The organism is Cytobacillus horneckiae, assembly GCF_002835735.1.
GTDB lineage: Bacteria > Bacillota > Bacilli > Bacillales > Cytobacillaceae > Cytobacillus > Cytobacillus horneckiae.
Map to the genome: position 1 here is coordinate 1 of NZ_PISD01000042.1, position 14,412 is coordinate 14,412.

Annotated in this window: 13 protein-coding genes; 1 reads left to right on the forward strand and 12 read right to left on the reverse strand. The window is 38.3% G+C overall.

Features of this window, described 5'->3' with window-relative positions:
* Nucleotides 1-13 precede the first annotated feature (13 nt).
* From CWS20_RS18450 to CWS20_RS18490, 11 genes are all read right to left on the reverse strand, one after another.
* Nucleotides 14-1,537 (reverse strand): glycine betaine uptake BCCT transporter, encoded by a 1,524-nt coding sequence (locus tag CWS20_RS18450; RefSeq protein ID WP_066190285.1) that lies wholly within the window; start codon nt 1,535-1,537, stop codon nt 14-16.
* A gap of 306 nt (nt 1,538-1,843) precedes the next feature.
* Entirely contained in the window at nt 1,844-3,106 is a 1,263-nt protein-coding gene (hflX, locus tag CWS20_RS18455; RefSeq protein WP_066190282.1) for a GTPase HflX, read from the reverse strand.
* 453 nt (nt 3,107-3,559) lie between these two features.
* Nucleotides 3,560-4,765 (reverse strand): MFS transporter, encoded by a 1,206-nt coding sequence (locus CWS20_RS18460; protein WP_066190279.1) that lies wholly within the window; start codon nt 4,763-4,765, stop codon nt 3,560-3,562.
* A gap of 314 nt (nt 4,766-5,079) precedes the next feature.
* The gene (locus CWS20_RS28495; protein ID WP_066190276.1) at nt 5,080-5,421 is read right to left on the reverse strand and encodes a GIY-YIG nuclease family protein; all 342 of its coding nucleotides are present in this window, start codon (nt 5,419-5,421) and stop codon (nt 5,080-5,082) included.
* A gap of 18 nt (nt 5,422-5,439) precedes the next feature.
* Entirely contained in the window at nt 5,440-6,186 is a 747-nt protein-coding gene (locus CWS20_RS18465) for a DUF2087 domain-containing protein (protein WP_066190272.1), read from the reverse strand.
* Between the two features lie 137 nt (nt 6,187-6,323).
* On the reverse strand, nt 6,324-7,745 hold the full coding sequence (locus tag CWS20_RS18470; RefSeq protein WP_066190269.1) for a YcdB/YcdC domain-containing protein: 1,422 nt from the start codon (nt 7,743-7,745) through the stop codon (nt 6,324-6,326).
* 110 nt (nt 7,746-7,855) lie between these two features.
* Nucleotides 7,856-8,116, reverse strand: coding sequence for a GNAT family N-acetyltransferase (locus CWS20_RS18475; protein WP_066190266.1), 261 nt, complete (start codon nt 8,114-8,116; stop codon nt 7,856-7,858).
* Nucleotides 8,088-8,231 carry a hypothetical protein gene (locus tag CWS20_RS28100; RefSeq protein WP_157090479.1) on the reverse strand — a complete coding sequence of 48 codons (144 nt, stop codon included), beginning with the start codon at nt 8,229-8,231 and terminating at the stop codon, nt 8,088-8,090. The genes CWS20_RS18475 and CWS20_RS28100 overlap by 29 nt, the downstream gene beginning before the upstream one ends.
* Nucleotides 8,232-8,460: 229 nt before the next feature.
* Complete coding sequence (locus CWS20_RS18480) at nt 8,461-9,585, reverse strand: zinc-dependent alcohol dehydrogenase family protein (protein WP_066190264.1); 1,125 nt, start codon at nt 9,583-9,585, stop codon at nt 8,461-8,463.
* Between the two features lie 12 nt (nt 9,586-9,597).
* A complete protein-coding gene (ahlS, locus tag CWS20_RS18485; RefSeq protein ID WP_066190261.1) occupies nt 9,598-10,446 on the reverse strand; it encodes an AhlS family quorum-quenching N-acyl homoserine lactonase in 849 nt (282 codons plus the stop codon).
* A gap of 18 nt (nt 10,447-10,464) precedes the next feature.
* The gene (locus CWS20_RS18490; RefSeq protein ID WP_066190255.1) at nt 10,465-11,898 is read right to left on the reverse strand and encodes an aldehyde dehydrogenase family protein; all 1,434 of its coding nucleotides are present in this window, start codon (nt 11,896-11,898) and stop codon (nt 10,465-10,467) included.
* Between the two features lie 201 nt (nt 11,899-12,099).
* On the opposite strand from CWS20_RS18490, the gene CWS20_RS18495 reads away from it, so the two are divergent.
* Entirely contained in the window at nt 12,100-13,479 is a 1,380-nt protein-coding gene (locus tag CWS20_RS18495; RefSeq protein ID WP_066190253.1) for a sigma-54 interaction domain-containing protein, read from the forward strand.
* A gap of 36 nt (nt 13,480-13,515) precedes the next feature.
* Here the strand turns inward: CWS20_RS18495 and CWS20_RS18500 are convergent, their stop codons facing one another.
* Nucleotides 13,516-14,070: a hypothetical protein gene (locus tag CWS20_RS18500; protein WP_066190250.1), complete on the reverse strand. Its 555-nt coding sequence runs from the start codon at nt 14,068-14,070 to the stop codon at nt 13,516-13,518.
* Nucleotides 14,071-14,412 lie beyond the last annotated feature (342 nt).

The following is a 14,412-nucleotide window of genomic DNA, read 5'->3' on the forward strand; positions in this document are numbered from 1 at the left end:
GCATCTTTTTATATTATTTTTGTTGTTTATTCCTTGGCTTCGGTCTAATATATAGCCCCAATTCCTTTTTCTCTTTTGCTAATGATCGATAGAGCGATACCAACATGAGTACAATAATAAATGAGAATGGGAATGCCGCTATTATTAACGCATTCTGCAGTCCCTGCAGGCCTCCACTATAAAGAAGAATTAATGCGACGATAGACTGGGCAACACCCCAAGTTATTTTCACAGAATTTGGCGGTGTAAGTGAACCGTATGTTGTTTGCATCCCCAGTACAAATGTCGCTGAATCGGCAGAGGTGATAAAAAATATTGCTACAAGGAACATCGCGATGATAGATAATAGTAGCGACCATGGAAAATCACTAAAAACTGCAAATAGAACCTGTTCTGTTGGCAGCTGGCTTAAATCAAAACCTCCGCCTTTTTGCACTTCAATTGCAGAAGTACCAAAGACTGTGAACCAAAAGAAACTTACTAATGCTGGAAGAAGGAGTACTCCTGAAACGAATTCCCTGATTGTTCTGCCCCTCGAAACCCTTGCAATAAATATCCCTACAAATGGAGACCATGAGATCCACCACGCCCAATAGAATATTGTCCAATCGTTGATCCATGACCGATGATCATCATTTAACGGGGAAATTCTAAAGCTCATTTGGATGATGTTCTGAATATAACCACCGATTGTGTCAGTAAACATGTTAAGAATCAAGATGGTTGGCCCTAAAACGAAAGTCAATAATACTAAAATAACAGCTAAAATCATATTTGTGTTGCTTAAATATTGTATCCCTTTACTCAAACCGCTCCAGGCAGAGATCAAGAATAAAATGGTCACAATAATTACGATGATGACCTGTACGCCAAAACTGTCTGGAATCCCCCACAAATAGGTGAGCCCACCATTAATTTGAGAGGCCCCGAATCCTAATGTAGTTGCTACCCCTACAACAGTTGCAAAAACAGCAAGTACATCAATAAGTGTACCGAGCTTTCCTTCCATTCTTTCCTTACCAAATATCGGCTTTAAAGTAGCTGATATTAGACCTGGCTCATCTTTTCTAAATTGAAAATAAGCTAAAACGAGCGCTACCAGGCCATAAATTGCCCATGCATGAATACCCCAGTGAAAGAAGGTATACCTCATTGCCTCTCTATATGCTGGATCCGTTCCGCTTTCTGCAAGGGGAGGTGCCATAAAATGAGATACTGGCTCTGCAGCACCCCAAAAAACAAGACCAATACCCATTCCAGCACTGAAAAGCATAGCGAACCATGATACCGTAGAGAACTCCGGCTTTTCATCCTGTTTTCCAAGTTTTATTGCACCTACAGGGCTAAAAATAAGAAAAATACAAAAAGCCACAAGTATAGTTACTAAAATTAAATAATACCAACCAAACGTATCGGTTAAAAAGCTCTGCAAATTTGCTGTTGCCTCCTCAAACCCGGATGGCATAAACACTCCTATCAAAACAAAGATAAGAACAATGGCAACAGAAATCCAAAAGACATTTGATATTTTTTTCATAGAATATTCCTTTCTCTTTCTAAGCTTAACTCCATATATGATGCTAAGAAATATCCGTTACATTCTATTCTATTGTGGGGATAAAACGGAAAAATTATGTTAATAAAACAGATTTTTTATTATAACGGAATGAACATAGATTAGTTATTATGTAGAAAATAATTGCATTTACCCACTAAATCCATTTACCCATATTTCCCTAACCTAAACCAAATGACTGGAAAAATCAACCCATATGGTTTAAAAATTGCCTAAATAGGAAAAAGCTCGTGCCTCATTTGGCACAAGCTTCTCCTAAATTATTTCTTAGTTTTGAGAAACACGATACTGCTCATATTTTTCTGCATCCAACCCGCTACATTCCACAATTAATTGAGTGCCTTCTTCTTTATAGTCAGTAAAAAGGACATGACTATTTTCAGTAAAATACGAAACAATCTCACCTTTAGTATAAGGTACAAGGAACTCACATTTATGCATGTCTGCAAATAGACGAGCTGATAACATGTTTGTTAATTCCTCTAAGCCCATTTTCCTTTTCGCAGATATTTGTATGCAATTGTCCTGTACAGATGGCATCTGTAGTCCGCATAAATCTGCTTTATTATAAACATAGATAACAGGAATCCCGTTTGCTCCTAACTGATTCAATATTTCCTCTGTCAGTTTCTTTTGTTCCTCATGATGTGGATTGGACGAATCAATCACATGAAGTAGCAAATCCGCTTCTATCACTTCTTCTAATGTGGAACGAAAAGCCTTTACAAGATGATGCGGCAATTTATTAATAAAGCCAACTGTATCTGTCAAGAGGATGCGCATTCCATCCCTTATATTTACTTTTCTCACCGATGTTTCTAATGTGGCAAATAGCATATCCTTTTCAAATACTTTTTTATCGCTGTCATCTTGAAAGGTGTCGAGCATGCTGTTCATTAGTGTGGACTTTCCTGCGTTTGTATAGCCGACTAATGAAACAACAGGCATATTATTTTTCTTTCTTTGTTTTCTTTGTGTTCTTCTATGCTCGGAAAACTTAAGCAGTTCTTTATTCAATGCGGATATCTTTTCTTCAATCTTCCTGCGATCCAGCTCGATTTTCGTCTCCCCTGATCCTCTATTATTTAAACCAACACCCCCGCCTTGTCTGCCAAGATCCTCCCTCATTCCGACTAATCGAGGCAGCATATATTTCAATCGAGCTGCTTCAACCTGCATTTTAGATTCCTTTGTTTTTGCTCGATTAGAGAAAATCTCCAATATTAACATCGTCCGATCGATCACTTCACAATCTAGCTCTGATTCTAAATTTCTTATTTGGGACGGAGAAAGTTCATCATCTGCAATAACTAGATTTGCCTCAGCTTCCTCAACAAATAGACGTATTTCCTCTACCTTTCCTGACCCAACATATTGAGTTCTGTTCATATGTGGCAAGTTTTGTGTCACTTGGCCCCGAACTTCTATCTCACAGGCATTGGCTAAATTCTCCAGCTCCATCATATTGTACTCAAAATCCTCTTGATTTCGATTCACATTCACTCCTACGAGTATCGCTTGTTTTTTCATAATTTATATCCTCCATAACATAATTTTTCTGTGTTTTTGGCAAATAAAAAAACACAGACTCGGCCTGTGTTTTTGGAGTAATTGGGATCAGCTGCATGACGTGTAGAAATTACACATAAATGAAAGCGAAATAGACCTCTGTTAACAGGGGCTTCATGGCTTGCAAGCTGCTTTTTTATACAGCAAAAAAGGAGAGACACGTCTCCCCTTCTCTACAATATATATATTTGTAGTATTAGGTTTCCTTATATAATAAGGCAGACCAATCCCGTTACTCTGTACACAGACAGAGATTTGACCATATGAAATTACTGGTTCAAATTTTGGAATCTTAGTCTGCGAATAATCATCAGGAAACCTCCGTTCATTTATAGTTATCTTTACATTAACATCAATTCGGAATCATTTCAATCCAAAAATTGTAATGTTTGATAAAAATTACATTAACCGTATTTAGGAGCGCTGCATCTTTACCGCTGTCTTTCCACGCAACGATTTTCTTTGCCAGTTTATGCTTGTAAATAACGTAATCACCAAGAATACAAGGCCTAATATAAACGGATAGGTCATGTCTACATCATAAAGGATGCCGGCAATGGTTGGTCCTAATACATTTCCTATACTCATGTACATATTATTCATCCCCATCGCAAAGCCCTGTTCATTACCTGCCAGTTTTGATATTAATGTATTCAGTACAGGCCGTAATATAGAGGTAGCTAAGAAGATGATTAATGTCACCCCAAAGAACAACACATAGCTGGCTGCAAACAATGACAGTAAAAACCCTGCCGCTGCTAATGCGATAAAGATATTTAAAATTGTGCCTTCACCAAATTTTGTCACTAGGCGATCAACAATAAACAGCTGAACAATCACACTAATTACTCCTGTCGTTGTAATCATTATCGCAATATCTTTCGGTGTAGCATTAAATTGATGATCCACAAATAGACCTAAAACTGACTCATAGGACATCAAGCCAAAACTCATCACAAGTGTAATAATTAAAGGGACAAAGTATGGCATTTTGACTGAACGGGCGATTTTCTTCACCATTGGCTCTTCATCAGCAATCTGCATTGTTGCCATTTGTTCTTCAGACCGGCTTTCCTTGAGGACGGCTATTGAAAAGAACACCGCCACTAGTGAAACAAGAGCAGAAATAAGAAATGGCATTTTCAAGCCATATTCCGCTAAAAAGCCGCCAATACCAGGACCTACGACAACCCCTAATGACATGGCTGCAGAAACAAAGCTATTCCCTTTCGCTCTCTGCTCCAGTGTCGTAATATCTGCCACATAAGCAAAAATTGCCGGGACGAGCAATGCGGCACCAATCCCTCCAATTACCCTTGAAACATACAGCATCCAAATAGAATTAAATCCATAGAAAATAAACATTGATGCGGTCAAAAGGATCAATCCGTATATAATCATTTTCCTTCGACCATACTGATCCGCCCACTTACCAGCAACAGGAGAAAACACAAGCTGCGCTCCTGCAAAGATGGCAATCATTAAGCCTGCAGCGGTTCCTCCTTGATTGATTGATGCCAAGTAAGCAGGCAGAATGGGAATGACAATTCCGAAACTTCCTATTGTAATAAACATATTGATCATTAATATGATCAGTTTCTTTCTTTGTTCTCCTGTCATAATGACTCACCTTCACTTTCTTTACTGTCGATAGAAAGTAAAAAAACCTCCTATCCGTCACTTTGGATAGGAGGCAGTCTACGCCATAAAACAGAGAAAACCCACGTTGCATTTTCCCTAAATGATTTCAGACTAATCCCATTCAAAATGACACCGTAATATTTACGAATGTTGTTTTTAAATAGGATTATAAAATCATCTTATATGGCCACCCTCTCAGTATTAGTGTAAACATCTTACAACGCATTGAAAAACATTGCAAGCTTTTTTTTAGAACAATGCGCCTATTTTTAATACTACATTAGAGCCACATGTCAATTATACCCATTCTCTCCATAAGGCTGCAATTTTTCAAGCCACTTTTCCTCAAGCTTTTCAAGCTCCGACTTCTCATTGAAATAGCCTTCCTCTTTCTTTTTTAGCACCTCTAACACTGTAAATTCAAACGAATCTTCACCATGGCTATTCCAATCTTCCTGCAGCGCTTTATTTATAAAGGTACCGTTTTTCAATGTGAACTTCTTACCATTTAATGTTTTTAAGTTTGGGGTGCTGGCGATAAACCTTTTATCGTTTCGCATATTTCTAATTTCATATACTCCTGACTCTACTTTTGTTTCTTTATACATTTGTTTTAATTCTTTCTTTCGATTCATTTTCCTGTCGCTCCCTTCCTATCCTTTTCTCCAATACATACTTCCATCCTGGGTTCGATCAATAAAGCCATAATCAATTAAATATCGCCGCAGCAAAGCATAGTCCTCATATACTTGGCTTAATAGATCGTTCACTTCTTTTTCTTTGTATCTTTTCTCCGGCTGAAATCGCTCAAGCACTTCCCTTAAAATAACTAAACGCTGTTTTTCCTTTGAAGGAAATCTGGTCAGTTTTCCATCACCAAAAAATTTTTGAAGCATTTCGTCCTTCTCCGCCTGTGTTACATTGTAACGGTCATCAATCATTCTCGCTGTTTGGTGAATATCAATAAATGCAGGATGGTGCTTATCCTTTTCTTTCAATAAATCCATCATTGTTAAAAACAGCTTCGCCTGACGCTCTTTTTCCTTTAATACAAAACGATGATTGCGAATCGTCGAAGAGCTGCCGATATCAAGTTCCTTCTGTATTTCTGCATCTGTTCTGCCTTCATAAAATAAGCGCAATAATCGATTTTGGTGGTCGGTTAATCCTGTTAATTTTTTATCTAAATGAATTAAGTATGTGAACACAGATTCATGATCATCTTCCAAATGTTTCACTATAAACTTTTCAGCTTCATAAAATATGCCGTCCTTGCCATAAATAATTCCCTTTTCTGTTGCCTTGCCGCATAAAAGACAAATAAAATGATTTTCCTGCTCTATATAACCCTGCTTCAGCTCAGTCTGTGTTGCATTCCAAAACATTTCAGATAGTTTCATTATCAATCAACCCTTAATTTTGTTTGTAATATACTAAACATATTATGATTTTGTTTACTTAATGTCAATAAAAAATTTTGACAATCACTAATCTGTATTTAAGCAAAAAAAGACGCCCCTCCTTTGGAAGGCCGCCCCTAATATTGATCCATGCATGACGTATCTATCACCCATGGTTCACCCGTTTTCGTATGAATCATTTTAATATGCCCGGTTGTCATCGGATAGGAAGGCAAATAGGATAGCGTATAACGCTGTGCATGATGGTCTTTTACCCATGATAAATCCATAAACAAGGCTTCTTTTATCATTTTTCTTGCTTCCGATAAAGAAACTTCCTCATGAAGATCTATATTGGAAAAATCGTTTAGTACTTCAGGGTCTGCGTCAGCATGCTTAACGATGCCTGTCGCATCTACCTCTACAGTGACCGTTGCATCAGTAACACGTACACCCCGTTCATAGCGTATAAATGTAAAAAAATAAGAATCTACTTCAGCAGCCCCGTCATCTTCTCCCAAAGCAGGAAGCTGTAGATTCTTTTGTAAACGAAAATGGTTTAACGGCTGTATGGAAATCGCTGCTAAAAGCGAAATTGCTCGATTTAATGCTTCTTCATAAGAAATCACATCATCGCTTTGATGATATTCCTGGCCCATAAGCTTTATTAATCTCCCATCGTTATAGAAGACTAACTTTATTGCTTCTGGTATATCCAATTCATCGTCCGTTAAATCTTCATCACTAACACGCAGGCTTTCCTTAGGCAATCGGCTCCAAACTTCCATTCTTTGATTGCCCTTCTTCACCTCTGCCACTTTCATATGCTCTTCAGTTAACCCAGCGAGAGTATATATATCAGTATAATTTGTTACATTCGGGAGTTTATCTATAATACTGCGCCCAATGCCTAGTACCTCAGTTGTATGAATGTTCCCGGCAGTATCTACTTCAATGATATGGTCTTCCAATTCATATACATAGTGATAACAATTATCGCCATAAAGATATGTATCTTTTGCATATTTTGCAATAACCGGCTCAAGCTGCAGCTGATTATAGTATATCTCCTTTGCCTGATTCGAAGTGATGCTTTGATCAGGGTAATGAATATCATATCCTAACTTTTCCCGCTCAACAGCACTAATAAGACCGTTTGACAGCATCGTAAAACTGATACCCGAATCTGGAAGCTCCTTATCCAGCCGTTCATCCTTGCGATTGTAAAGAACAATATGGTACTCACCTAAATCAATATAAGCTGATAAATACAGCCCATTTTTAAATTCCTTATTATAGAACCTATCAATAAAGCCCTCTGCCTGCATAATCATATCAAACTTTGAAGCCTTTCCAGGCAAGGTGTCAATTTCGTCTGTATAAATAAAGAATTCAGCAATCCCCAATTCATCAAACCGTACGGACCCGACAGACTCGCCCCATTCCTCAAATAAAATATCATAAACATTCTCTTCGTATTCCATCTGCTCTATCTTCAGTTCAGCTGGATCGATTCCTTTAAAGTACGATTTTAACTGTTCAATTATCAAGTCGTTCAAAGCAGTTGTTCTCCTTTGATTATTGTTTTTTCAGCGAAAAAGGAAATGAGCTATTTTCTGATATACAAATCTTTTCTTCTATTTTTATATAAGAAATCCCTTTAAAATGACTAAAAGTTTTGTACTCTCCCCATGATGATTACATCCTGTAACGCCCCTTGACTATAGTGAACCTTTTCAAGCAGACCTTCCTTTTTAAATCCCTTTCGTTCATACAGATGCAATGCTCGTTCATTCCTAGCTGTAACATCTAATTCTATTCTAATTAACCTTAAATGCCTATCCGCAAGCTCTAACAAACAATCGAGCAGCTTACTACCAATGCCTTGCTTTTGATATTGTTCATGAATGGCGATTGATATATTCCTCAAGGATAGCTATTCCTACCACTTTGCCTTCTATTTCGGCAACATACGCATGATCATCTATACTAAAAGCGGCAATATAAGCCTTAGTATCACTCACTCCTTCAGATGGCAATGCCATTGTTTGGTCTACAATTGATGGCTGCCTCCTTAATTCATTTAATGATGGCGCATCTTCTTTTATTATTGGCCTAATATGTAAATTTCATCTCATTCTCCCCTGTTTGTAAAGGATTAAACATTTATGGATATTTTATCATTAGGTGGTTATTATGTTCTATTGTTAACAAATGTTTGCAAAAAAATAAAAGCTTCTCGCACAAAAGTGTGGAGAAGCTAATTTAAGAATTTTACGGAATAACCATCATACGATTGATTTCTCCTGCTGCTAGCTTGTCGAAACCCTCGTTAATTTCTTCTAATGGAATCATACCACTTAATAACCGATCGACCGGCAAGCGACCCTGTTTATATAATTCAATAAATCGAGGAATATCCCTTGAGGGGACACAGCTTCCTAAGTAAGACCCTTTTAATACCCTTTCCTCAGCCGTTAATGTGACTTGAGGAAAAGAAAACTCATGCTCAGGATGGGGCAATCCGGTCGTAACAGTCGTTCCGCCTCGTCTTGTAATTTTATAGGCTACCTTCATTGCAGGTACTGCCCCAGCGGTTTCAAAGGCATATTCTACTCCGCCGGAAGTTATTTCTTTAATTCTCTCTATACAATCTTTATCTTTTGAATTAAAAATATGTGTGGCTCCAAGCTCTTTTGCAAAGTGAAGCTTTTCTGGATTGATATCAACTGCAATTATATCCCTTGCCCCTGAAGCAACCGCTCCAAGCAAAGCACTTAAACCTACTCCACCCAGTCCAACAACTGCGACAGAGCTGCCCATTCTTACATTAGCAGTATTTACGACTGCACCAACGCCTGTTAAAACGGCACAACCAAATAATGCAACCTTTTCAAATGGAATATCAGGGTCTACTTTAACGAGAGAATGCTCAGATACTACAACATAATCAGAGAAGGCACAAACACCAACATGGTGATAAATGTATTCATGGCCAGCATGGAGGCGGCGTTCCCCGTTTAACAAAGTTCCCTCGCTATTGGATTTTGCTCCCTCCTCACAAAGTGCAGGTCTGCCCTCCTGACATGGCAAACAGTGTCCGCATGTAGGAACGAAAATACATATCACATGATCTCCAGTCTTATAATTGGTTACTCCTGAACCAGTTTTTACAACTACTCCTGCTGCTTCGTGTCCTAAAGCCATAGGCAGCGGTCTTGGCCTGCTACCATTTATCACTGATAAATCAGAATGACATAATCCCGCAGCCTTTATTTCAACCAATACTTCCCCACGACCAGGGTCATCTAACTCTAATTCCTGAATAACCAGCGGCTTGCTCTCTTTATACGGCCTTGAGGCACCCATCACTTGAAGCACGGCTGATTTTACTTTCATACTCACACCTCCTTATTCATAGTAGCCTTTAGTAGATTTAACAAACTCATTAAACTGTACCGGGTCATGCCCAAACCAGACTTGCGAGTTTGTTTCCTTTTGTATCTTTTTAATTTTTTCAACTGCTTTGACATACCCTAATGAATCATAAATAATTCCCGGAATCTTTATAGGCGGACCATAATTTTCTGCAGAGTATACTGCATCAGAGGCAAGAATAATTCCTCCCGTTTCAGGCATATCAATATGAAGCCCTAGAAGCCCCCAAGCATGACCGCTGCCAAAGTTTAAAATTTTTACTCCTTCAACCAATTCCAGATTATCTTCTTCTCTTCCAATCGTTTTCCATTGGAGGTGATTCTTAATCCAGGCATCAATATCCGCCCAAATATATGCGCCATTTTTATCGTGATTCGCATAAGAACGAAGCGTTCCGTTTAATTCGTCTTCATGCACAATAATCTTCGCATTCGTAAACATTTCCAGACAGCCGGCATGATCCAAGTGGAGATGTGAGGCGACAACAAATTTAATATCTTCCGGTCGGACATTTAACTGTTCTAATCGATGATGTAAATAACATTCTTCATCTGCCTGCCAAGGGAACGTTTTTTGAGTCATTTCTTCCCATCTTCCTTTTTCCCCCATGGAATTAGGGTTGCAGGCTGTATCAAATAATATTTTTCCTTCTGGATGATCAATGAGAACAGTATAGATAGGGAATTCAACGAAGGTGGCTGGCTTATTTGGTTCATCAATATTGGCAGGATTATGCATCGCCACCATATAATTTTTATCCATTCTCATTCTGCCATTATCCATTACATATAATTTAGGTCTTGGCTTAATAATATTAGCCATCTTAGTACCTCCTAATGTTTATAGTTTTGTATTAATTGATACAAATTTCGTTTCAGTCATTTCCTGAACTGCATAATGGACACCTTCTCTACCATAACCACTATCTTTTATACCGCCGTACGGCATATGATCAACACGGAATGTCGGTGCATCATTGATAATGACGCCGCCGGCCTTAAGCTGTCTCGCTGCATCGAAGGCATTAAAAATATTAGATGTGTAAATCCCTAGATTCAATCCAAAGTTAGAATGATTAGCCATATCAATTGCTGCTTGTAAATTTTCATAAGGAACGATTGAGACAATCGGAGCAAAGGTTTCCATACAAGAAACAGCCATCTCGTTATTCACATTTAATAAAACGGTCGGCTCGAGCATAGCGCCTTCACCTTCACCGCCGCAAGCAACCTCAGCACCAGCCTCCAGCGCATCATCAATCCATCCCTTAACACGGGCAGCTTCCTTTTCATGAATAAGTACGCTTATATCTGTTGTTTCTTCATTCGGGTCTCCAAGCTTTAACAATTTTGACTGCTCTACAAAAGCCTCAACAAATGACCGATAGATTGATTGCTGTACATAAATTCTTTGTAGAGAAATACATAGCTGGCCAGAAAATGAGTAGGCTGTTTCTACACAGCGGGGAACAATTTTTGCAATATCTATATCCGGCTCAATAATAACCGCAGCATTTGAACCAAGCTCCAAAGTGCATTTTCTTAAACCCACCTTACTTTTAATCAGCTTTCCTACCGCAGCGCTGCCAGTAAAGGTCACTTTTCGTACGCGTTCATCAGCGATCAGTGCATCACTCAATTCTTCTCCATAGCCAGTAACAACTTGTAGTGCTCCTTTAGGCAGACCCGCTTCCATAAATACTTCAGCAATTGCTATTGATCCTAAAGGCGTTTGCTCGGCAGGCTTCAAAACAACCGTATTTCCTGCTGCAAAAGCCGGTCCAAGTTTGTGTGCAACCAAATTGAAAGGAAAATTAAATGGAGTGATTGCAACAACAACCCCTAATGGCTCCTGCCATGTCAACCCGATACGTCCTGTCCCTCCCGCAGAAGCATCCATCGGGATTGTTTCTCCGTATAAACGCTTCGCTTCTTCTGCTGCTAAACGATAGGTCTCTACAGTTCTCTGCATCTCTCCTCTAGCTGCATTTATTGGCTTTCCAGATTCTAATACAATTAATTTAGCGAACTCTTCTTTTCTGAACTCTAGTATTTCAGACACTTTATACAAAATCTCTGACCGTTTAAATGCCGGCATTTCTCTCATGACTTCTTGAGCCCTGTATGCAGATGAAATTGCCTTTTGCACATCACTCTCATCTGCTCTGCATATTTCAGCAATGATTTCACCATTATAAGGATTTTCCAATGGATAAAACCGGTTCGAGAATATCCATTCTCCATCAATAAGCTGCCTTTTCTTATCCACACTCATGCTTTTTCCCTCCTTTCATACCAAACAATATGCAATTGCTATGCCAACGCCTTTATAACTTATCTTTATCAACCTTCGATAGTAAATTCTGGTGAATTTTTTCATAGATATATGATACTATTAGGTATAATCCTCAATAGAAAGCGGTTACATAATTCAACTGCAATAGAAAAATTTCACCACTATAAAGGAGCCAGTGAAATGAATCTATTAAACTTAAATCCCACCACAAGAACAATAGACCAATTGATTACCGTACTTGAGTATGTTCCAGATGGCATCTATTTAGTTGACCCTAAAGGATTCACTCTTTATGTTAATGCGGCTTATGAAAGGCTTTCCGGCTTCAATCGGAAAGAACTGGTAGGGCGCTATATGGGGGATTTAGTTAAGGAAGGCTATATCAATCAGTCCGCCTCCCTCCTTGTACTTGAGCAAAAAGAAACGGTCAGCATTATGCAAAAGCTCGGCGGCAAAAAGGATGCCATGGTAACTGGCATGCCGGTTTTCGATGAGGACGGACAAATCGAATTGGTTGTAGCGAGCGTTAGAGACATAACCAAACTCAATCAACTAAAAGACGAGCTAGAAAGAGTAGAGAATATAACAAAACTTAACAACCATCGCTTTACATTTGATTTTATGGACGAACAGCAATCTCAATTCTTTTATTCAAGTATGCAAATGAAAAGAATCGTTCAAAAAGTGGAACAGATTGCTCCTTTTCCTACAAGTATTCTTATCACTGGTCCCTCAGGAGCAGGAAAAGAAGAAATTGCAAATTTAATACACCATATGAGCAATAGAAGGAAAAAACCATTTATAAAAGTGAACTGCGCGGCAATCCCTGAGCAGCTACTTGAATCTGAATTATTTGGCTATGAAGGCGGCGCATTTACAGGCTCTAAAAAGGAAGGAAAAATGGGCTTGCTTGAACTTGCAGATGGAGGTACTTTTTTATTGGACGAAATTGGGGAAATGCCGCTTTCCCTTCAAGTTAAGTTACTGCGTGTGCTGCAGGAGAAGAAAATTCAAAGAATCGGCGGTACGCTTGCCAAACCTGTTGATATTCGCATCATTTCTGCTACTAATCAAGATTTAGAGCTTAAAATGAAAGTTGGAGATTTTCGCGAGGACTTATTTTATCGAATTGCTGTTGTTACACTAGATATTCCGCCATTAAAGGAAAGAATTGAAGATATCGATGTTTTTATCGATCATTTCTTTCTCAACTTTAAAGAACAATACCGGATAGAGAAAGAGCTTCTCCCAACAACTAAAAGTGTTCTTCAATCCTATCACTGGCCAGGGAATATACGAGAGCTAAAAAACATCATTGAAAGCCTGATTGTTTCTATCCCAGAAAGAATTATTCAACCAAAGCATCTGCCTCCTCATATTTACCACACATCACGACAACAAACACCAAAAACGCTAAAGGCTCAAATCGAAAACTATGAAAGAATGATAATTGATGAAGCAATACAAAGAAACATGTCAAAAAGAAAAGCAGCTAAAGAATTAGGAGTCCATCACACTACTCTTTTAAAAAAATTACAGCGATGGCAGCAAAAAGAATAAGATTCTAGGAGAAGAACGAAATTCTTCTCCGCCTGTTTAGTTAGCCGCTCTCTCAATTTTCAAATTAATAGAATCAAGCTTGGCAAATAGTGGAGCGATAAGATCACTAAAATATAGATTGTCCTCTAAAGACAATTCATTTTGATCATGGAAGGTAAAGACATATTGACCTCTTTCATTGCCTGTCGGTTCAAAATAGTTAATTTCCTTTAAGTCTTGCCAGCCGTATTCATACTTATCTGTTGATAGAGGATAAGAAAATGAAATTGATTCATGTGAAAATATTATGTAGCCTTGACTGCCTAAATAGAAAGGAATAATGCTTAATAAAACCAATCCGGCACCTAAAATAAATGATTGCTTTTTCAAGTTTAATAGTGCTATTGCAAGCAGCGCAACTGTAATAAAGAAAAATCCAATACCATACATCAAATGGGCAGATTTCGGCACAAGTATCATCCAAATGCTTGCGTCATGATAAAATATTTCCGCAATCTTTTGCGGTATAAAGAACACCCCTATTGCCGAAATAAACCCAACGCCAATACTTAAAGCTAAAAATATCCGCTTAGCTTTATAAGCTCTTCCCAAACCTCTCCCCCCTGTTCATTAATAAGTACGAATGGGGCACGAAAAAAGTTCCAATTATTTCAAAAATAACATCAAAAAGTTGTCCAACTATTTGCGTTCAACACCTATTAGTAAATCTTTATGGTTTTCTTATGCTGATCACCAATCTTACCTCGAGCATATAGATGTTTTGCTATGTTATAACGCTGTGACGAAAATTTATTTATTCCGCTGATGCTCACTCTTTTTCACCGATTCAGCCGAATAAACTTGATTTATTCCTCGCATTCCCCCTATTGAAGCTACGATTTATTCAATACGGAATATAAATCCAATTTTCAAATATAAATGTAAGGGACGATT

Bases quoted from the DNA above. Each gene is read 5' to 3' on its own strand.
- CWS20_RS28495 (WP_066190276.1), bottom strand. From the start codon at position 5,421: ATGAATCGAAAGAAAGAATTAAAACAAATGTATAAAGAAACAAAAGTA.
- CWS20_RS28100 (WP_157090479.1), bottom strand. From the start codon at position 8,231: ATGGCATTGCCATCTGAAGGAGTGAGTGATACTAAGGCTTATATTGCC.
- CWS20_RS18465 (WP_066190272.1), bottom strand. From the start codon at position 6,186: ATGAAACTATCTGAAATGTTTTGGAATGCAACACAGACTGAGCTGAAG.
- CWS20_RS18450 (WP_066190285.1), bottom strand. From the start codon at position 1,537: ATGAAAAAAATATCAAATGTCTTTTGGATTTCTGTTGCCATTGTTCTT.
- CWS20_RS18495 (WP_066190253.1), top strand. From the start codon at position 12,100: ATGAATCTATTAAACTTAAATCCCACCACAAGAACAATAGACCAATTG.
- CWS20_RS18490 (WP_066190255.1), bottom strand. From the start codon at position 11,898: ATGAGTGTGGATAAGAAAAGGCAGCTTATTGATGGAGAATGGATATTC.
- CWS20_RS18480 (WP_066190264.1), bottom strand. From the start codon at position 9,585: ATGAAAGTAAAATCAGCCGTGCTTCAAGTGATGGGTGCCTCAAGGCCG.
- ahlS (WP_066190261.1), bottom strand. From the start codon at position 10,446: ATGGCTAATATTATTAAGCCAAGACCTAAATTATATGTAATGGATAAT.
- CWS20_RS18460 (WP_066190279.1), bottom strand. From the start codon at position 4,765: ATGACAGGAGAACAAAGAAAGAAACTGATCATATTAATGATCAATATG.
- hflX (WP_066190282.1), bottom strand. From the start codon at position 3,106: ATGAAAAAACAAGCGATACTCGTAGGAGTGAATGTGAATCGAAATCAA.